This window comes from Anaerobiospirillum succiniciproducens DSM 6400 (assembly GCF_000482845.1).
In the GTDB taxonomy this organism is placed as follows: domain Bacteria; phylum Pseudomonadota; class Gammaproteobacteria; order Enterobacterales; family Succinivibrionaceae; genus Anaerobiospirillum; species Anaerobiospirillum succiniciproducens.
Genome location: NZ_AXWV01000024.1, coordinates 34,364 through 56,565, shown reverse-complemented (window position 1 = coordinate 56,565; position 22,202 = coordinate 34,364). Strand labels below are relative to the sequence as shown.

10 protein-coding genes are annotated in these 22,202 nt (G+C 43.8%); 5 read left to right on the top strand and 5 right to left on the bottom strand.

Going from position 1 to position 22,202, the window contains the following annotated elements; genetic code table 11:
- A partial coding sequence (locus H524_RS0104210) for an AAA family ATPase (RefSeq protein ID WP_027939319.1) occupies nt 1–1,659 on the bottom strand: 1,659 nt, incomplete at its 3' end.
- A gap of 1,372 nt (nt 1,660–3,031) precedes the next feature.
- Between H524_RS0104210 and H524_RS0104195 the strand changes: the two genes are divergently transcribed.
- Complete coding sequence (locus tag H524_RS0104195) at nt 3,032–3,709, top strand: YigZ family protein (RefSeq protein ID WP_044121464.1); 678 nt, start codon at nt 3,032–3,034, stop codon at nt 3,707–3,709.
- Between the two features lie 1,022 nt (nt 3,710–4,731).
- The gene (locus tag H524_RS16390; protein WP_052338904.1) at nt 4,732–7,824 is read left to right on the top strand and encodes an acyltransferase family protein; all 3,093 of its coding nucleotides are present in this window, start codon (nt 4,732–4,734) and stop codon (nt 7,822–7,824) included.
- 580 nt (nt 7,825–8,404) lie between these two features.
- On the opposite strand, the gene H524_RS0104180 is transcribed toward H524_RS16390, so the two are convergent.
- The gene (locus H524_RS0104180) at nt 8,405–9,379 is read right to left on the bottom strand and encodes a Gfo/Idh/MocA family protein (protein WP_027939317.1); all 975 of its coding nucleotides are present in this window, start codon (nt 9,377–9,379) and stop codon (nt 8,405–8,407) included.
- Nucleotides 9,380–9,834: 455 nt separating this feature from the next.
- On the opposite strand from H524_RS0104180, the gene H524_RS0104175 reads away from it, so the two are divergent.
- Both H524_RS0104175 and H524_RS0104170 read left to right on the top strand, forming a co-directional pair.
- A complete protein-coding gene (locus H524_RS0104175) occupies nt 9,835–12,117 on the top strand; it encodes an autotransporter domain-containing protein (RefSeq protein WP_027939316.1) in 2,283 nt (760 codons plus the stop codon).
- A 597-nt stretch (nt 12,118–12,714) separates the two neighbouring features.
- Entirely contained in the window at nt 12,715–15,012 is a 2,298-nt protein-coding gene (locus H524_RS0104170) for an autotransporter domain-containing protein (protein WP_027939315.1), read from the top strand.
- A gap of 342 nt (nt 15,013–15,354) precedes the next feature.
- On the opposite strand, the gene H524_RS0104165 is transcribed toward H524_RS0104170, so the two are convergent.
- From H524_RS0104165 to H524_RS0104155, 3 genes are all read right to left on the bottom strand, one after another.
- A complete protein-coding gene (locus H524_RS0104165; RefSeq protein ID WP_084281650.1) occupies nt 15,355–15,675 on the bottom strand; it encodes a hypothetical protein in 321 nt (106 codons plus the stop codon).
- 108 nt (nt 15,676–15,783) lie between these two features.
- Nucleotides 15,784–16,623: a hypothetical protein gene (locus H524_RS0104160; RefSeq protein WP_027939313.1), complete on the bottom strand. Its 840-nt coding sequence runs from the start codon at nt 16,621–16,623 to the stop codon at nt 15,784–15,786.
- 470 nt (nt 16,624–17,093) lie between these two features.
- The gene (locus tag H524_RS0104155) at nt 17,094–19,181 is read right to left on the bottom strand and encodes a glycogen debranching protein (protein WP_245580439.1); all 2,088 of its coding nucleotides are present in this window, start codon (nt 19,179–19,181) and stop codon (nt 17,094–17,096) included.
- Between the two features lie 744 nt (nt 19,182–19,925).
- Here H524_RS0104155 and nadE point away from each other — a divergent pair.
- Complete coding sequence (nadE, locus tag H524_RS16385) at nt 19,926–21,965, top strand: NAD(+) synthase (RefSeq protein WP_052338903.1); 2,040 nt, start codon at nt 19,926–19,928, stop codon at nt 21,963–21,965.
- Nucleotides 21,966–22,202: the final 237 nt, after the last annotated feature.

Genomic DNA, 22,202 nt, shown 5'->3' with positions numbered 1-22,202 from the left:
TACGTCAGGTACTTTGACCCCAATATCTTCCTTAAAAATCACTAAATCTGCAGGGCCAAAAAGGGATTTAACGTCACGCTGTTTGGCATAGCCAGTAAATATCAGTGACATGGTTATAGCCGAGGTAAGCACGTCATCGTAATTTGGCTCTTGGAAGAGCTTTTCATCAAGGCAATTGAGGATGAGATTTAATAGATCTGCAATCCTCTGAGGACCTTGATGCAGGCGTTCAAATACTTCTTCATGCTCACTAAGCAGGCTAAAGAGCTTATGATTGATATCAGCAAGTGCTGGTCGCTCATTTCTGAGCTCGCCTATTAAGAAAGTGGCTAAAGAATAAGCAACTTCATGATTGGCTAAACCCAAGTATGCATTGTTGTATAGAACCTCCTTAATGCTTAAGTAGCCACCTTGGAACAAAATGGCTATAGCATTATCTAAGCTGGGCTCCTTAATATATCTATGATCAATGTAAAGGCTATGTAAGCTTGTCTTTATCAAGCTTACGTTAGAGTGCAGTTGCTCAGGTAAATCTACGGCCAAGCTAAACACAGGGAAGAGAGAGGCAATTACATCTTCAAGCGATGCATCAATCTCAATACGTGGATGACTCGAGTATTGGTAAAGATCTCTTAAAAAACTGCGTGCAATATATTGATTGCACTTTTTGAACAGTTTGAGCGTGAACGATGACTGAGAGCCAGTGTTAGACCAGTAGTTCCTAAAGCCTTCTTCAGGTTCGCTAAGGAATAAAGAGAGACTAACTGGGCTAAAGACACGAGTTTGTTCTTCGGGCTTTTTTGAAAAGCTATAACCATCGTAAAAATAGCTCATAGCCTTTAGAAGCTCATCGTGGCTTAAGTTAGTGACCTCTTGTGCTTTCTTTAGCTCAGGAGCAAAGTAGTGCTCAATTTCTTCGCGTGTATAGCCACAGCAGGTTGCATAATCACTATCAAGACTGATATCTATAAACTGATTAGCAACTGAGAAGATCGAATCCCGACAGAACGAGCACACGCCTGTCATGAAGACCATACGAAAGCAAGGTAGACTTTTGATAGTAGCGAATATGTCTGTGTAGATTGGCAGTAGCTGTTCAAAGAGCTCTGGATTATCTAAGTTTCTAGAAAGAGGGGCATCATACTCATCAATAAGTAACACAACTCTATCGCTACAAAATGGGCGATCACCCTCCTTTAGCTCAGGATGCGCAGCTAAAAACGCCTCGTCTTTAAGCTTGCCAATGCATGCTTTAATTAAAAACTCGAAACGCCTAGCTAAACGTTTGTTTGTAGGGATTTCAAACCCTAAGTATGAAGCCCAGTCATCCAGCTCCTCATTTAAGTTTTGCTTAAAATCATCTACTGAAGATGTGTCAAACTTACTCCAGTCAAAGTGAAAGACGAAATAGCGATTAGGATCAGGCCAATGCTCGTGGCAGTAGAGACATTCTGTGCCTACTGTGCCTTTAGAAAACAGATACTCAAGTGTATCTACTAACGTGCTTTTGCCCATACGACGAGGTCTAGTTAGCAGAATATCGTCCTCTTGAGAGGCCATCAAACATACAGCTTGAGTCTTATCGACATAGACTGTTGTTTTGTCAATCATTTCATCAAAAGACAAGATCTTGCCTGCGGTTATATAACGCATTGTCATAGAATCCACCTCGATACTGATCAAAGAGAAAGATTTAACCTAGCCTACGATATGAGTACAGTAGTCCATGGGCTTATCTGCTTTCTAGTAGTCAAATCATACACCCTTCATTCAAGGAATATCTCTCTCCTGCAAAATGACTATTGGAAAACGGTGAAGACGCTTTAGAACAAGTTTTCAGTGGATCCCAAGTTACGGGTATAAGGCGCAAATAAGTGGTTGCAGTTACAGCTTTCTGAAGTTTTAGCCTCTGCGCCCAATCACGCAGAGTGGGTACTAGTCACGCAGGTGATGTTAGGACTTAGCTATGCGCAGATAGCTTGCATTGGCAAGATCAAAAATATGATGAGAGCATGTTTGAGTGTAGTTTTTGTTGGGTGACAGTGAATTAGGCCTCAAAGTGACCTCTTAATTAAATGATGGTGTTAAAGCAATATTTTGCGGGTGAGATTGGGGTGTTTAGCAAAAGGGCGTAAATAGGCCATTTTATTTGGCAGTATGTTGAGGCTGGTGGGTGGAGATCATCAAGTCGTGATGGTTTGGAGTGGGAGCGATATTGCTGAAAAAGCATGGGGAAAAGTGGTTTAAAAGCTGATGTTTATGCTGTTTGGTGAATTAGACACAAAAAGAGCCTTTTATTTTAAGTGTAAATTTGTAGGTGTAAAAATGCACTTTACGTGCATGGTTGTGAGCTTATTCAGGGACAAAAGATCAGTTTTTTGGCAAATGGCTTAAATACGGGCTTTGTGCTCATGGGCTATCTTAGTCTTATAAGTTTGTATTATAAATAGTATAGTAAGTTACTTAATATTGTATCTATGCGTATAAAATGAATCTATTGAATGCGTAAACGCGCATTTATATGCATTGTTGTAACTAGTAGTAATAAAAAAGTTACTAAAAAGATCAAAAAGTACTTGTAATGAGTTTTGGATTTGCTATAATTACTCCTGCCACAAGAAAAGCAAAGTTGTGGATCGTTGAGGCGGTTAGTTGCACTGGCCCTCCTACCTTATTAGGGTCATAACCTCCTCCGTAACGGTCCACTAATATTTTGTTTCCCGCCCGTGCGCAGTCTCAATCTCTCCAAACCAAACCAAACCAAACCAAACCAAACCAAACCAAACCAAACCAAACCAAACCAAACCAAACCAAACCAAACCAAACCAAGACTTCATTGTCTGTCTTGCCTTTAATGTATTGCTCGTTGCAGTGCTTCTCTCTTCTTAAGAATCATTAGGCCCTGCCATAATTTGTTGATACCCTCGGTATATGGGATAATTGCAGCGGAAATTATCTAGCCACAGTTTCGATGCTGCTTAGAGCATGGCTGAGGTTGCAATCAGAGTTTTTGGTTTATTGAGGAGATGGTATGGCGCAGGCTAAAAAAGGTGCTGATCAGAAGGAAAGCGCTAAAGACAGCTACTTAGTGCCTGATTTAAAGAAAGGTCAGTACCATACTCATGAGATTGTGATTAAGCGCTCTCGCTTTATTGCCACCATTGCGCATACCTCATCAGTTGAGGAGGCCAAGGCTTTTATTGAAGAGATCTCAGCTATTTACTCTGATGCTAGACACAATTGCTTTGCGTTTAACGCCACGGCACCAGGCTCAACTGCCTTTTGTGGTTGCTCTGATGATGGCGAGCCAAAAGGTACCGCTGGTCAGCCTATGCTCAATGTAGTGTTACATTGCGGAGTAGGCGAGCTTACTGCAGTAGTAACTCGTTATTTTGGTGGTGTGCTTTTAGGCACTGGCGGTTTAGTTAAGGCCTATCAAGGATCGGTTCAAGAGGCCTTAGAGACTTTGCCAACCACTGAGCGCATGATTGCAGCTAAGCTTTCTATTGGTCTTGAGCATCGTTACATTCCAAAGTTTCAGCACATGCTGCCACGCTATCGTGCCACCATTACTAATGAGAGCTATGCTGAAATTGCTTACTTTGATGTAGTGCTACCAGATCACGAGGCTGACAATTTAGAAGCTGAGCTCGTGGATTTGACCAAGGGTGCTCTCAAGGTTATTGCCAAGACCAAAGCTTCCAACTAATTAAGCAGCTAAGATAGCCAATCTATATCACAACTGAGCCTCTAGCCAAGCTATGCATGAATTGTTAAGTCCCACTGTCAGCCATGCATGGCTTAGCAAAGCAGCCAAACCTTCACACCAAGATACCAAGCTAGCCAACAGGCCTTGTATCTCTAAAGAACATTACATCAGGGTAGGTCATGGCTATTCATAGGTTCATTACCGCGCTGCTGTCGAATAATCGCTTGCATCTAATGCAATAGACACAAAAGATGAATAGGCCATCAAGCTAGAGCTCAATGTGAGGATAGGTACTCAATCGATTGTTGCTTCCATACAAAGTATGAAAGTTAACTGCAGACACATGCTCTAGTGACTTATATCAAGGCAAGCAAGTAAAGGCTTGTTTACAAGCAAGTCAAGACCTAGCCGCATCTCACGGTAACGGCTCTTGTAACAAGGGCAAGGTTTTAGCAATAGGCTGTATAAAGTGGCTGTTTCTATGCGTATATCTCGCGTCAAAATGGGGCTTGTGATGCTTAGCTATAGGAACTTTGCCCATCGTCCTTTACAATGCAAACATCAGCATAGATATAGCGCGTAGTATCTTTTACTAAGCTTACTAAGATCTTGTGGGCTCGATTAATCATTGTCTTGATGGACAGTTGCAATTGCGTGATGCAGCCATTTAGCTAGTTGTGCAAACTAGGCTAGAATATGGCAATCTTAGTAGTCTTTGCTGTCCTTTGTGGCGGCAATTAGCGCTTTGCGCTATTGGCAAGATAATCAAGACAAGTTCGTATTCAAGATAACTAGGCATAGCAGTAAGCATTTTGCACTGTCATTTGTAAACTAAGTACATGGACATAGCTTAAGTGACTAGTGTTAGCAGCACTGTTTTTCTAGTGGCAATAACGGTTTGCACCCATAGTGGTGTTGTGTTGGTCACATGTGTATCTAAAGCATGCATAGCTGTAGTTGTGCACGTTCAAATACATTTGAGTAAGCTTTAGAACTGTGACTAAGTGGGTAAGGATGATCTAATGGCTAAAGAACTCAGATCGGACATTACGGGCTTAAGAGCTATAGCCGTCATCTCGGTGACTATTTATCACCTGGTGCATGTGCTACTACCTCAAGTTGAGTTTTTTAGAGGTGGTTTCTTAGGCGTAGATATCTTCTTCGTGATCTCAGGTTATTTGATGACCATGATCATCATGAAGGGTATCGAGAAAGGTAACTTCTCTCTATTCGACTTCTACAAGCGCAGAGCGAAGCGTATCTGTCCAGCATTGATGGTGACCGTAGCTATCTTTGTGGGTCTTGGTTACTTCCTCATCGGTAGCGGTGACTTAAAGCGTCTAGCGTATGAGGGCTTTACTGCATTGCTGTTCTTATCGAACATGCACTTTGCGCAGAAGACCGATTACTTTGGTAACTCCGCTTTAGATCAGCCATTCTTGCATACCTGGTCATTATCAGTTGAGTGGCAGTTCTACATCTTCTACCCAATCTTAATCCTGATTCTGCACCGCTTCTTAAAGACTCAGTATTTAGCTAGATTTTTAGTCATTCTGACTGCGCTGAGTGTATTTTTTGCAGCCTGGTGTACCATTGAGTACCCTCGTTACTCATACTACATTCTGCCATCAAGAGCCTTTGAAATGCTCTTTGGTGCCTTAGCTTATTTCTACCCACTGCAGTTCTTCCAAAACAGCTTCAAGTCAGAAAATGCCCGTGGCAGATCCATCTTAGGCGCATCATCTTTAGCCCGCATCGTTTGTGCTTTAAAGCCTTGGCATGTAGAGCTTTTAGGCCTCATCATCATTGCTATCTCACTGGCATTTATCGATGATGCTCATGGCTGGCCAACTTTATGGGCTGTAATTCCTCTCATTGGTGCCTATCTGTGTATTGCAGCTAATAACCATAATTCGCTGCTTTCTAATGTTGTATTCCAAAAGTTAGGCTTGTGGTCATATGCTATTTATCTGGCTCACTGGCCATTAATCGTCTTTATCACCAAGCTTGGTTTTAATGTTTGGTGTTTAGAGCTCTTAGTGCCAATCATGCTGTTAGGCATCCTGCTGCACTATGCTGTAGAAAGGCGTAGAAACTTTGGTTACACCTTCTTAGGCTTATACATTGTAGTTACCGCAACTGCATACTACATTGGTGTTACCGGTGCTAAGTTTAGACTTGATCATCAAGTTACTAAGTACGCTCAATACGGTGGTCATGACGTGCCTTTTGATGGCAAGGTCAACGCCATTGGTGATCTACAAAGAAAGCCTGACTTTATTCTCATTGGCGATAGCTTTGCTCGTCATTACACCTTAGACCTCATTGACCGTGGCTTGCATGTCATTACCGTGTTTAGAGATGGTTGCTATTCATATGCAAACCATGTCTCACGCCGCTCTGAGGGCTATATCGATGAGGCTTGTAAGCTGCGCTATGAGTCAGCTAAAGAGGCATTACAAAAGTATCCAGATCTGCCGGTTGTAGTTGCTCAAGACTGGCCACGTTACAAGAGTGGTTTAGTAAGACGCCAAGACAATTCTCAGGTTAAAGAAGATGAGTTTACTCAGGCAGTGCTTGAGGACTTAAAGCAACTGTCTGTTGACTTTAGCACTCATAAGATTTGGGTAATTGGTACTCCTCGTCAAACCGTGTTTGATGTTGGTAGCACCTGTATGTTCTTACATGCCTTAGACAATCCATTGTCTAAGTTTATTCGCAGCACATTCACCTGCACTAAGAACAAGGACTTAGCCGATATCCCAATTAACCAAGATATCGTCTCAACCATTGATAACCTGCCACAAAATGCTTACAAGACTGAGCTTAATAAGGCAGTTAACTACATCGATCCAAATGAAGCCATTTGTATTGATGGCAAGTGCGAGATCTTAGTTGGCAAGTTCATCCCAGTTTACCAAGACGGTCTGCACTACTCATGGGCTGGCTCAGTCAAGGTAGTTTCTTACATCCTAAGCCGCATTGGTGTTGACCAAGGTCGTGTTCGCACAGAGTTTGAAGACGAAAAGCTCATTACCCCAGAGGCAGATGAGTCAGTTGAAGGCTATGCCGACGACACAACCGCCAACACTGCAGCAACTGACAGCCAAACAGCGGCTGCACCACAGGCTGACGCCAAGGCCGCAGCACAATCAGATGCCGATGCCAAAGCCAAAGCAGAAGCTGAGGCATTAGCAAAGGCTAAGGCAGATGCTGAAGCCAAAGCCAAAGCCAAAGCAGAAGCTGAGGCACTAGCAAAGGCTAAGGCAGAGGCTGAAGCTAAAGCCAAGGCAGAAGCCGAGGCACTAGCAAAGGCTAAGGCAGAGGCTGAAGCTAAAGCCAAGGCAGAAGCCGAGGCACTAGCAAAAGCTAAGGCAGAGGCTGAAGCCAAAGCCAAAGCAGAAGCTGAGGCACTAGCACAGGCTAAGGCAGAGGCTGAAGCCAAAGCCAAGGCAGAAGCTGAGGCACGAGCAAAGGCTAAGGCAGAGGCTGAAGCCAAAGCCAAAGCAGAAGCTGAGGCACTAGCAAAGGCTAAGGCAGAGGCTGAAGCCAAAGCTAAGGCAGAAGCAGAGGCACTAGCAAAGGCTAAGGCAGAGTCTGAAGCCAAAGCCAAAGCAGAAGCTGAGGCATTAGCAAAGGCAAAGGCTAAGGCAGAGGCTGAAGCCAAAGCCAAAGCAGAGGCTGAGGCATTAGCAAAGGCTAAGGCAGAGGCAGAGGCTAAAGCCAAGGCAGAAGCGGAGGCCAAAGCCAAGGCAGAAGCTGAGGCACTAGCAAAGGCTAAGGCAGAGGCTGAAGCCAAAGCCAAAGCAGAAGCTGAGGCACTAGCAAAGTCTAAGGCAGAAGCCGAAGCCAAAGCCAAAGCAGAAGCTGAGGCACTAGCAAAGGCTAAGGCAGAGGCTGAAGCCAAAGCCAAGGCAGAAGCTGAAGCATTAGCAAAGGCAAAGGCTAAGGCAGAGGCTGAAGCATTAGCAAAGGCAGAGGCTGAAGCCAAAGCTAAAGCTGAGGCTGAAAGATTAAAGAAAGAGTCTGCGCAGGCAGTTGATCTCGAGGGTCAAGAAGCATCAGAAGAAATGCAAGCAGATCCATTGTTAAAGCCTGCAGACGCATATAACTAGCAGATACGCTCATTGCTACTATAGGTTTTTATAAGCGCTCAGTATTGCTAAGCAGTACTGGGCGCTTTGTGTATTAGCAGGAACAGTATGAGGTTTTTGGTTTCTCACAGCTCAATTCGCTAAGACAGGTTCTATCGCTGAGCTTAAGTCGCCGCAGCACTGCCTCATGAAGAAGTCTCAGATAAAAGCAATGCAGCAACAGAACCATATCGCTATTGCATAGTGTTTAGCAATGATCTCAGGAAAGTAGGAGCAATTGCTAAAATTAACTCAGATGGGAGCCAAAACGTTGTTTATTGTTCACCCGAACTAAATCAAGATGGCACTATCAAAGTAAGAGTTAGCCAATCACAAGATTAAGTTTGGGGCTGAAATGTGTCCAAACTATATTTGGTAAAGGCGTGGCATTGAGTGCAGCAGACTTTCTAGAGCAAAGTCTTGGGATGGAATAAGACAGGGGCGCGGCTTTAACAAAGCTTGCAGTTAAGCAGCGCCCGCTCAAATACGTGTTTGTGTTGGAGGGTTGAGTTAAGTGCATAGATCATAGTGCTATGCACAAGATGTTAGATCGCCTTAAGCTCTATTCAAATGGGAACTTGATACCCCAGTCTGAGCGCAAGGAGTCCATGACCTGCATGACTTCAATGATCTCAGTATGTGTCATTTCAGGAGTCTCAAGCTTGCCTTCCTTGAGGGCATTGAGGCATGAGATTACCTGGTACTCATAGCCAGAGACTTGTTTAGGCAGAGGAAGTTCTTCCACAAGCTTATGGTCGTTATCGAAGATCTCGACTTTCTCAGGATTATTGATGTTAGTGACGACCATATAACCCTTTTCGCCATAGATGATGCCATTGCGATCTGCAGGGCCATTGGCAGTGGCGTGCAGACAGGCGATCTTGCCATCATTCCATGTAAGAGTGATGCTGTCCATGAGGTCTACGCCAGTATCTGCCTTAATACAGGTGCCTGAAACACTAGCTAAATCGTGACCAAAGAACATCATGGCAAAGTTAATTGGATAGACACCTAGGTCTAAAAGTGCACCGCCAGCTAATTCTGGCTTAATGATGCGCTCTTTATCCGCAACTGCATAGCCAAGGTTAGCCATGATGGAGTGAACCTTGCCGATCTTGCCCTCGTCAATAGCCTTGGCAATGATGCTGCGGCTTGGCATGTAGCGAGTCCAAATAGCTTCAGCGACTAAAGTATGTTGCTCTTTAGCAAAAGCAAGAACGTCTTTAGCCATTTGCTCATTGGCAGTAAATGCCTTTTCAACTAAAAGAGCCTTTTTGTGCTTAAGACAGAGCATGGCGTGATGATGATGCTCAGAGTGTGGGGAGGCAATGTAGATAAGATCTACCTTGTCATCCTGTGCAAGCTCTTCATATGAGCCATAAGCTACAGGCATGGAGTACTCAGAGGCAAATGCTTTTGCTTTATCAAGCGAACGTGATGCTACTGCATACAGCTCAATTTCTGCGTGGTTTAAGCCAACCAAGGTTTTGGCCATCTTATGCGCTATGCCACCTGCAGCAAGAATACCGACTTTCATTAATAACACTCCTTAGAAGTCTGACAATCTCAGACTAATTTAGCTAATTGCAAGCACTACAACAAGACCACGAACTATCCTTGATTAACAAAATTGGGAGTAGCTTAAAGTTAGTCCCAAAACAAACATACTGTTAGTCTTATTCTGCATTCAAAGCCTAGTTTAGGCAGGCTTAACGTGTTCAGCACATTACAACATCGAAGCAAAATAGCTGATGTTTATCATGCAATCTACAGAATGGTTTTTAGAAGTTCTAATGTTGTTTAGCTAGATATACAGATAAACTCTTTATGTGCATGTATATCTATGCAGGAAGATCTACATTTGAATATCGCAAAAGAGGGACAAATTTGGTGCAAATGTGAAAAAGCGATTATGAAAATTTATGTTAGGATTTTTTAAAAACATGGAGAAAAACTCCAAATAGTCGTCTAATCCGCATAAGAATCACTGTTATGAAGAAGTCATCTCTTGCTTTAGCAGCCGCTGCACTTGCCTTTGCACCGGCTCTTGCTCAGTCTGCCAATTACTTTTCACCTGCCTACTATTCACCTTCCGACATTTACCGTGGATCTGGTGTAGTTCTGTTTAAGAAAGGAGCTGAGGTTGATCAGTACACTGGCTTTAGAATCCCTGCTATTACTGCTGGTAAGGGCATTCTGATCGCAGCATCTGATGTTCGCTACACTGGCGGATATAGAGACTTAGCGGCCATGCAAGGCTTATATAAGACTAAGTTAGGCACTAAGATTTCTTATGATGGTGGTCTTACATGGACAGAACTAAAGGTTCATGACGTAACCGGAACACCTGGTGAAAATAACTTCTTCAATATGGCTACTGATCCAGCCATTCTTTTTGATGAAAATAGCAACACAATTTTCATGCTCGGATTCCGTACTAATTCACATCTTTACAGTGGTACACCAGGTACACCAGCAGGTGATGTAAATAACGGTTTTGATAATTTGCCTAACACAAAGCAAACAGACCTAATTCTTATGACCTCTAATGATAGAGGTAAGACTTGGACATCGAGAGATCTTACTCAAGATGTGCTAGGCATTATCAACAAAGGTCAGACTGGTGCCAAATATGACATGGTTCTGCAGGGGCCTGGTGGCGGTATGTCATATAAAGGCAATATCTATATGCCTATCCAAGCATGGGCATCTACAACCTCAACTGGCTCTAATTGGATAAGTACTTCAGGTTTTATCATGTCTTTAGATGGTGGTAAGACTTGGCAAGTATCCAAGATGTTGATCCCGGATGTTAAAGCAAAGCTAGATGGTTCCTTCAAAATGGATAAGACATCAGAGAGCAATATCTTTTACCACAAGGGAAAAATTCGCCTTGCTGTAAAGAACGAAGAAAAGAGTATCTATAAGAATGAGTCCCGCCTCTGCTTTGAGTATACTCAAGATGAGAACGGTGATTGGAATTGGGTGAAAGTTGAAGAAAGCTTCCTTCCTAGTAACTTAACAAAAATTGAGACAAGCTCCCATAGCCTCACGGAAGACGTTTACTTAGTATCATATTCTGTTGATAAAAATGGTAGTGAGCGAAACGATCCAGTATTAGCAACTAACACAGGTGCCAAGATTCAGTTAACTACTGGTGCTGGCTTAGGTTATACATCTATTAGCTCAGACGATAACAACATCTACGTTTTATATGAGGGTGTTGATCCTAATAGATTCTCTCAGATGTTTAAGGCCATTGATTGGAAGCACAAGGATTATGCTGTGCTGAACACTCAGATGCGCAACCGTGCTATTGAGCTCAATGAGATTCAGGATAAGTTCTCATCTGGCGAGAGCTTCATGTCTGTGTCCTACAGCTCCGATCTTACTGAGGGTTCCATTGTCGGCGGCTCAAATGGCATTAAGGGCGGTATCTTCATTCGTGGCAATAAGAATGTTGAAGAAGATATGCCTACCGTTGCTGAGTACGATGTCTTTGATGTGACCTTGCTTGCTGGTGTTGAGCGCGAGCTGTTTAAAGGTGCTTTAGGCACTATGATGGTAGGCTACATGAACTCAGCTATCGACTATGCAAATGGCTCAGAGAACGACGTAAATAGCTTCGTTGCTGGTTATAGAATTAACTATGAGAACGACTACTTTGGTTTGCGTTCTGGCTTTAACTTTATGTTCTCTGATAACGACCTGAAGCGTAATAAGAACGAAGGTCTTGGTAAGACTGCTCGCTTTAACAGCCAATCATTTGCTATCTCTAATGAGCTCTACAAAGACTTAAGCTTAAATGACTTTGGTGATGTTGAAGTATCAGCAGGTATGGTTAATACCTTCTTCAAGCGTGATGGCTTCCGTGAGGTAGGCGGTGAGGGCACCGATCCAAATGGTCAGTTAGGTGCTAACAACGCTATCTTAAGCGACATCAGCCTGCAGTCTCATGAGCTCTTTGTTAAGGCCGCTTGGGATAGCAAGCCAATTGCTCTTAGCGATATTGCTTCTATCACCTTCAACTCAGACTTAAAGTATGCAGTTGATGTTGCTGATATGGACAAGTGGAAGGAAGACTATATTTCATTCACTGCTGAGCGTACATACCACGATATTGGCGAGCTCTACTCAGGTCGTGATGGCGGTATTTTCAGTGCTGAACTCGGTGCTCAGCTGCAGCTCTTAAAGCAAATCAACCTGTCTGTTAAGGGGGGTGCCGATAGCCGTGGTGAGTTTGTTGGCAAGCTTGAGGGTAAGGTATCTCTTTAAGCCAAAAATACAAGCCTCTATCGATGCTGCAAGTGCTTTGCTTGTAATGAAAGCAAATGAGTAGCAGCAGCATCATATCTTATCGAATGGCAATTGCACTTCTATCTCGGTCAATTGCCATATGATCAATTAGCCCCGCATCTGCGGGGCTTTTTGCTTTGGGGATGCTTCAAATACATGAGCGACCGCTTTACTCATGCTTTGAGTCTAAAGCTCAAGACCTACCCACGAACACATACAAATTAGTGATTTTAATCGTTCATGTGTGGCTTAAATAACTGATAAAACAGCGAGTTTAAGTGCCTAAGCAATCGTGATAAATCGCAAATGAAGTTTTAAATATTTATGAATTGGGCATTGTTTGGCGTGCAATTGATAGAATAGTATTTAGATGCTGTAAAGATATTTGGCTAGATGTATACAGAAAGAAATTGTACGCATGCGTATCTATGCAGGATGATCTACATTTTAATACTGTAAAAAAGGGTCAAGTTTGGTGCAAATGTGAAAAAGCGATTATGAAAATTCATGTTAGGATTTTTTAAAACATGGAGAAAAACTCCAAATAGTCGTCTAATTCGCATAAGAATCACTTTTATGAAGAAGTCATCTCTTGCTTTAGCAGCCGCTGCACTTGCCTTTGCACCGGCTATTGCTCAGTCTGCTAATTACTTTGCTCCATCCGAAATTTACCATGGCTCTGGTGTAGTACTTTTCCAAAACAAAGCTGAAGTTGCAGGATATCCAAATGCTGGATTCCGTATTCCAGCGGTTGCTGCTGGTAATGGTATTGTAATTGCCGCAACTGATGTTCGTTATCATAGTGGTGATTATGACCTTACTTCATGGGGCAATGGTAATCAAACTCAATTGCATAAGACTCATCTAGGTCTAAAGATTTCCTATGATGGTGGTGTCAACTGGACAGATCTTAAAACCGTTATGGCACAAGACGGTGTTTCTGAGAATGACTTCTTTGCTTTAGCGACAGATCCAGCAGTTGTCATAGACCAGCAAAACGATACAGTTTTCATGTTTGGTTTTAGACCTAATGTACAGATTATTCTTGGTACAACTGGTTCAAATCCTGAACAGGATGTTATCAATATTCCAACAACGCAAAGTACTGACTTCATCATGTTCAAGTCTAAAGATAATGGACAAACATGGGAAAAGAAGAACCTTACAGATAGCATTCTAAAGCAGGTTAATGTTGGTAATCCTGTAGGAAAACCACAATACACGGCTGTATTCCAAGGTCCAGGTGGCGGTATGGTATATAAAGGTAAAGTCTATGTACCTATTCAGGCCTGGGCGACTGATAAAAATATGGGAGCAAATCCTGGATCAAAGCGGGCTGTTATGACTTCAGGATTTATGGTTTCTGAAGATGGCGGTGAGAATTGGACTGTATCTAAGATGTTAATTCCGAGCATTGAGGATAAGACATCTGGTGCAAATACTATGGATAAAACATCAGAGAGCAATATTTTCTACCACAAAGGTAAGATCCGCCTCGCTGTAAAAAATGAGCAGCTACAAACATATTCTGAAGGAAGACTTTGCTTCGAGTACACTCAAGATGAGAGTGGTGAATGGAATTGGGTAAAGGTTGAAGAGAATTTCCTGCCAAAGGGTATTGCAGCAATTGAAAGCAGTACTCATAGCCTTACTGAGGATGTTTACCTCGTTGCATTCTCATACGACACAAGAAATCGTGTACGACCAACCTTAATGACAAATACTGGAGCTACGATTCAACTTTCAGATACTGACGCTAAAGGTAAGGGTTATACATCAATCACCTCCGATGACAATAACATCTACGTAATGTATGAGGGCGTAGGTGAGAAGATACTTTCGCAGATGTTCAAGGCCATTGATTGGAAGCACAAGGAATATGCTGTGCTGAACACTCAGATGCGCAACCGTGCTATTGAGCTCAATGAGATCCAGGATAAGTTCTCATCTGGCGAGAGCTTCATGTCGGCATCTTACAGCTCTGATCTTACTGAGGGAGCCATTGTCGGCGGCTCAAATGGCATTAAGGGTGGTATCTTCATTCGTGGGAATAAGAATGTTGAAGAAGATATGCCTACTGTTGCTGAGTACGATGTATTTGATGTGACCTTACTTGCTGGTGTTGAGCAGGAGCTGTTTAAAGGTGCTCACGGCACCATGATGGTAGGCTACATGAACTCAGCCATCGACTATGCAAATGGCTCAGAGAACGACGTAAATAGCTTCGTTGCTGGTTATAGAATTAACTATGAGAACGATTACTTTGGTGTGCGTTCTGGCTTTAACTTCATGTTCTCTGACAACGACTTGAAGCGTAATAAGAACGAAGGTCTTGGAAAGACTGCTCGCTTTAACAGCCAGTCCTTTGCCATCTCTAATGAGCTCTACAAAGACTTAAGCTTAAATGACTTTGGTGATGTTGAAGTATCAGCAGGTATGGTAAATACCTTCTTCAAGCGTGATGGATTCCGTGAGGTAGGCGGTGAGGGCACCGATCCAAATGGTCAGTTAGGTGCTAACAACGCTATCTTAAGCGACATCAGCCTGCAATCTCATGAGCTCTTTGTTAAGGCAGCTTGGGATAGCAAGCCAATTGCTCTTAGCGATATTGCCTCTATCACCTTCAACTCAGACTTAAAGTATGCAGTTGATGTAGCTGATATGGACAAGTGGAAGGAAGACTATATTTCATTCACTGCTGAGCGTACATACCACGATATTGGCGAGCTCTACTCTGGTCGAGATGGCGGTATTTTCAGTGCTGAACTCGGTGCTCAGCTGCAGCTCTTAAAGCAAATCAACCTTTCAGTTAAGGGTGTTGCTGATAGCCGTGGTGAGTTTGTTGGTAAGCTTGAGGGTAAGGTATCTCTTTAAGCCAAAAATACAAGCCTCTATCGATGCTGCAAGTGCTTTGCTTGTAATGAAAGCAATTGAATAGTTTCAGCATCATATCTTATCTCATAGCAATTGCACTTCTATCCCGGTCAATTGCCATAAGATCAATTAGCCCCGCATCTGCGGGGCTTTTTGCTATATAGGCGCTACAAACTAAATCTTAGCGATCAAATCCCTTTAGCCGCATGGCTATAGCCATAAATGCTTGGTGCTTGCCATGATCTTTTGGGGGCTTACAAAGTAAAAAGCTAGTTTCAGATGAACCGAAACTAGCCTTGAGAAAGTCATTGCATTTGCCATTGCAGATCAATGCTTGAGCGATTAATCGTCGTCGTCATCATCATCATCGTCGCGATCACGGCTCCAGCGGCGATCATCGTCGTCGTCATCATCGTCATCGTCGCGGTCGCGATCCCAACGGTCGTCGTCATCGTCATCGTCGCGATCACGGCCCCAGCGGCGATCATCATCATCGTCATCGTCGTCATCGTCATAGCGATCATTATCACCAGTGAAGATGGATGCGGCAGCATCTCCGATACCACGGAATCCGTCGTCATCGTCGTCAGCATATGAAGGGGCGGCAGCAAAGATAAATGCTGCAGTTAAGAATGCCCAAGATAAAACCTTGAGTAGCTTCATGGCGGCTCCTTATTTTGCTAGAAAGTGGCTTTGGTTGAAGCAGCTTATGTTTATGGATGCTGCCTATAGTTCCTGTCTTAACGCTATGAGCATTGCCTAAGCTTTAATTTAAAGCTCAGGTACGTCACTGCTGCTGCCTTGCTCTTCAGGCATTGGAGGAACGTCTGATACATCCTGTTGTGTATCGGCAGCCATATCTTGCTCTTTAGCTTCACTTGCTGCGGAGCTATTGTCTACAGGATCTGTAGTTTGCATCTCGTGAGCAAGTGGGGTGACAGTTAAAGTCAGCTCATCAATTGGGCCTGAGGTAAAGTAAGTCTCATAGCGATATGCTGAGCTAGTAACTGACATGTTTTCAAACATCTTGTCAGCCTCATTAGCATCAACGCGAGGAATAATGCCAAGAGAATCTAAGATGGCGTCAGCCTCTTCTTGTGTGGCAGATGGATTGGCCATGAGCTCACAAGCGAGGACAAAAGTTTGGAACGCATTAATGCTCTCTGGTGGGAAGGCATCAGGGTAGCGTGTTTGAATTTGAATATTATTCAGCTCTTTAGAGTTTGGACGAGCTACGCCCTTCATTTCTACAGCGGTAGAGAGTACTGCAATAAAGCCCTCAGGGGTGTCATTGGCATTAGCTGTAGGCAAGGAGGTGTCTTTTTGGTTAATCAGACGGTTAAAAGTCTCACGAAAAGCAGCTGGGTCTCTAAGTGGATTTTGCTCATTGACAGCTACAACAGCTTGAGACTCGGATTGGTTTTGCTGATACCAAGAGTAACCTGCTGATGCAAAGTAGTATCCAGCCAATACCAGAGCAAAAAGACGCAGATTACGACGAACTTTATCGCTCTTTTGCTGCTTTTCTTGATCAATCTGCTCTTGTGTTTTTGGTTTGTTATTACGCAAGTCTTGAACATTGCCAGATGGCGGAATTGGCTTAAAGGACATGTTGCACCTGTTTGAAAAATGTTTTGGCTCATAATAGCATCAAAGCCGCTCTATTAGGCCTAAGCAAGTCAAGATGTGTGACTAAGTCCGTGCTAGAGACTAATACGGTCACTCTTTGAGTGGTCTGTGCTTGCAAAGCACTGGTGATCTTAGGTTCTTTTGGCAAGATCATGGGCTACTATCAGCTTAGCTCAATCATACTGACAAATACTTAGGCTTAGATTAGTTGAGGTTAGGGCAGATGGTATTTTGCGTTAGGCCTGATCTTAAGGTCAGAGCGTAATAGCTAAGTGTGGCGGGGCATTGCTTTGCTCGTCGCAAAGCTAGATGCTTGTTGCTAGTTGCAAAGCTAGATGCTAATTGCTAGAGGCGGCAGCTTGTTGCAAGAAGGCTGCTGCTGATTGTGCTGAGTGGATGGTGGCCTGGCAAGGTATGGTTACGTGCCAGGCCGAGCTTATGGGAGCGGGCGCTTATATAGCAGGGGCTACCATGATGACTAAGGAGCGGGCTTTTACCTTAAGAAGGTCGCCGGCACAGTGACGTGGCATGTTAAAGATATTTACCACGTCCTCTGGATACTTGCTTGCAGTGTCTACTAACATGGACCACTGACGTTTGGCGTTGTGTGGCAGAGGAGGCAGTTCTACAGTTAAGTCTTCCCAATAGGCATTGACGAAGATGTAAGCATAAATTGAGTACTGACCCCAGTAGATCATGATGCCAACGGAGTGGGAATTGTCAGACCAGTCTGCTTGGAATGGTTTGATACCATGCCATTGGATCTTGGTATTACGCAGTGCTCCATGGAGCATGGTGTAATTGCCTAAACGGCGATTTGAGCCAACGCGGGTGCGGATGGTACGACGACGAATCATCTGCTTAGTAAACTGCAGCATTTCTTCTTGTCGTTCATCTAAATTCCAATTCATCCAGGACAGTTCATTGTCTTGGCAGTAGGCGTTGTTGTTACCCTTTTGGGTACGTAAGATTTCATCACCCATGAGGATCATCGGTGTACCCATAGAAAGCACGGTAAGCGCAATCATATTCTTACATTGACGCAGACGCAGATCTAAAAGATTTGCATCATCGGTATCGCCTTCAACGCCATAGTTAGCAGAGTAGTTAGCGTCATTACCGTCGCGGCCATGCTCACCATTATCGATATTGTGTTTGTATGAGTAAGACACTAAATCGTTTAAGGTAAAGCCATCGTGGCAAGTAATGAAGTTAATACTCTTTTGTGGATCGATTTCGCGCTCATTGTAAATATCAGGTGAGCCGATAAGTCTTAGTACAAACTTCTTGATGGACTGGGCATCACCACGCATAAAGGAGCGCACATCATCGCGGAATTGACCATTCCACTCACGCCACTTGGAACCGGCGATGTTGCCAAGCTGATATAAGCCACCAGCATCCCAAGGCTCAGCGATGATCTTGGCATCAGCAAGGCGCACATTGTGGTCAATATCGAGCAAGGCAGGGGCATTTGGCAGCGGAGCACCGTTAGAGTCACGCGCCAAGATCGATGCAAGATCGAAACGGAATCCGTCAACATGCATCTCTTCATGCCAGAAAATAAGCGAATCTAAGATGAGCTTACGCACTACAGGATTGTTGGCGTTTAAGGTGTTACCACAGCCAGAATAATTGTAGTAATCACCACGATCATTCATGATGTAGTAAGCACGCTTATCAAAGCCCTTGAAGCTATAGCATGGGCCGTTAGCATCGCCCTCAGAGGTGTGGTTATACACCACATCTAAGATAACCTCGATGCCGTTTCTATGCAGGGCCTTTACCATGTCACGGAACTCATCTAATGGGCCCATGATGGATTTATCAGAAGAGTAAGCTTCATGAACGGCAAAGAAGCTCATTGGGCAATAGCCCCAGTAGTTAAACTTGCCTGGTAGTGCGTCGTATTTATCAAACTGATAAACAGGCAGCAGCTCAACTGCAGTTACGCCTAATTCAACTAAGTGTGGAATCTTTTCAATAAGACCACGATAAGTACCGCGAATGTCCTCATCTACGCCAGAGCTTTCATGAGCAGTAAAGCCCTTAACGTGCATTTCGTAGATCACGGTCTTGGTCAAATCATGCTTTGGAGCGCACTCAATACCCCAGTCATATTCGGTGGTATCAACGACAACTGAGCGGGCAGCACAAGATAGGTTTTCTGCCTCATCATTGCCTTGGAAGCGCTTGTAGTTCTTAGGAAAGAGCATACGCTTGCCATAAGGATCCACAAGCACTTTGCCAATCTCAACATTTTCTTTGGATTGCTTGTATGTGCCAACGGCCTCACGTACTCGCCAGGCGTAAACTTGACCAGCGCCAATGCCTTTAACAAAGACGTGCCAGTAGTAAACTGAGCGATAGATTGGAGATGAGAGCTGAATAACTGTTGGATCAGTATCTTCTACGTCCTTGAACAGTAATAACTCAATGACAGCTGCAGCAGGGCAGTAGACGGCAAAGTTAACGCCACCTTTTTCAATAGTTGCTCCTAACGAGCTGCAATGTCCTTGGGAAATAACATACTGATTCACAATTCCTCCCCATTGCTTGTGATTGGCTAAATAAGATGTATTGCCTCGGCTTGATAAGTTAGGTGAGACCAACATTGGGCGCTCTTTGATCTTGCTGTTAATTGCTTTTAGACAAGAGACATCACAGCGTCACAATGCCTATGTGGTCATAACACTACACACCACCATACACAGCTACATTTCAAGCCATGCTCAACTCAAGGTAGCATTAGTTAGTGAAAATTTGATTAACTCAGCTTATGAGAACAAAATTAATCAATAAAGCTATGAGGCTAAGCAGCTAACTAAGTTAGCTTAAGTGCAACAAACGCATTCAAGCAATAGTACTCTACTTTCAAGCTATAGTACGGATGCACACAACAGATACGCAAATGTAACGCACTTGCTTAGCAAAATACATCTATGACAGCGTTAATCTAATGCTTGTTCTAAGTCAGTTTGACGCGTCATATTGTGCCATTGTTCTTAGTAAAAGCAAGCAATAATATCTAATTCTGCGGCCGTTTTATTGTGGCTGTATTTTGCCCAAATTTGGCCGTGTAGTGGCCATTTTGATGCAGTACATCCGGGCAAACTATTAAAAATAGCGATGACGCCTTAAGATAAGTGGTAGCAACGTCTCTAGAACTCTTTTGCAATAGCATGTCACTAGCATGCTAAAAGGATTAAACTAGAACGTTGCAGTGGTACTTAATAGTGCCTGAATGCAATGTGTTAATGGCGTTGAGCAAACGACGAGGATTTATGGTAGAGCTTAGTTTTGATAAGGCCGCAGCCTTAGCCCTAAATTGTCATGCACTTGGTGTGAAGCGTAATCTAGCTGCTATAGCACAAGCAGTCAAAGAGGCCGTGGATCAAGGGAAAAATGCACTGTTCTGTGGAGAACTGTGCGTTAGCGGTGCTGAATGTGACGATATGTTCTTAAGCCCTGCCTTTATATCTATGGTTAAAGCTGAGGTAGAGGCATTTGCTAAGGATCTACCTTTAGACTTTATCGTGGGTTTAGGCATGCCAGCAGTGATGAGTCCTGATTCCTTTGAGGATCCTCAAGCCTTTGCCGAGTCGATTGCGGTAGGCTCTGATGAGGATGAGGATGAAGGTGCTTCTCACGGCTCTGAGGGCCCACTTGGTTCAGCTTATGTGCTTGTATCTCGCGACGGTATCGAGTTTTGCGCACCATCGAAGCTGCAGCCTGAGTCATCACGCATTGATACCTCCATGCGCTACTTCTATCAGGCCTATGAGTTCCCAGGCTTTAGCCTCACTCATGGTTATGTAGCTACTATTGGCAATAAGAAAATCTTAATTGCTTTTGGTGATGTCAACTTCTTTGCCTCAGAGATGATGCAAGAGTACGTAAACTCTCACAAAGATGAGTTTGCATACATTGTTGCTCCAGAGCTGTACACATATGAGGTCGATGCTCCGCAAAAGCATGAGCAGCAAGCTTTAACCTTAAGCGCCATCTTAGATTTACCTTTAATTAGAGTGAATAACTTAGGCTGTGAGGCCGGTGGTAAGCTCTATGATGGTCAGTGCTTGATGATTAAGGACAATGAAGTAGTCTCTCGCTCTGTCCTTTTCTCCTTTAGACCATATGAGATCACCGATATCAAGACTGGCTCAGAGCCAGCTTTAGAGCAATACGATGAGATGCTCAAGGCTGTGGCGATTGGTCTTTGGGACTGGATGAGAAAGACTTACTCTAAAGGCTATGCTCTGTCCATGTCCGGCGGTGCAGACTCGGCTTTATGTGCCACTTGCTTTGCACTCTCTCAGGTCTATGCCATCAAACACTTAGGCGTCGAGAAATATGTAAGCGAGCTTAAGAACTTAGGCGTTAAGTTTGACTACGATGCTTTCACTGAAGAAGTAGTATCCTACGCAGGCTTAGGCCCATATCTGTCAGCTACTAATTCCATCATCATGGATCAGGTAATTGATGCAGTTAAAAAGCACATTATGCCGCAAGTTCTTTACTGTGCTTATCAAGGCTCTGACTACTCAGGCTCGGTAACTGAAACTGCAGCTCGTCAAATGAGTGAGTGCTTAGGCGCGACCTTTAAAAAGTGGTCGATCTCATCAAGTGTTAAGAATTATATTGAGACGGTTCAAGGTGCGCTTGGCTATGAGCTTTCTTGGGAGAGTGATGATTTAGCCTTGCAAAATATTCAGGCACGTTCTCGTTTGCCTAGTATTTGGCTCCTTGCCAACCACAAGGGCTTTTTACTCATGGCCACCTCTAACCTCTCAGAGGCTGCCGTAGGTTATTGCACTATGGATGGTGACACCGCAGGTGGTGTTTCTCCAATTGCCGGTATTGGTAAGAGCAATATCCTTAAAATCAATCGCTATATCACCGCTCAAGGTATTGCTCTGGATGGCTTTGATCAGCGCTTTAAGGTGCCTGCCATGTCATTTATCGTTGCTCAGGCACCAACTGCTGAGTTACGTCCAGGTGGCGAGCAGACTGATGAAAAAGACCTGATGCCATATCCACTGTTAGATACTATTCGTCAGCTCTTTGCCCTCAAGCGCCTCATGCCAGCTCAGATTATCGATGAGCTCATTGCAGGTAAGGGCGATAAGTACAAGGCAGTAACCACTGACCTTAACTTAACTGATGCTGACATCACACGCTTTGTAAACCGCTTCTTTGCGCTCTTCCGTCGCAATCAGTGGAAGCGTGAGCGTTTTGCCACAGGCTTCCACATCGAGAAGGACGATTGCTCACCATCATCCTTCATGCGCTTCCCAGTTCTAAGCGACTCCTTACTCGACTAGAGCAATGCACCCAGTCTTGCTTGCTCGACTAGAGCAAAGCACCAAATTTTGCTTGCTCGACTAGCGTTTATGCGTGCAACTAGCTAAGGCTCAATGAGCTTTAGCTACAGCAAGCAAGCTTAATCGACTAGCTGTAGCAAGTAAGCTTATTCAACTAGCTATAGCAAGTAAGCTTATTCAACTAGCTATAGCAAGTAAGCTTAATCGATATAGGCGCATCAAAGTGCCATAAGGCAC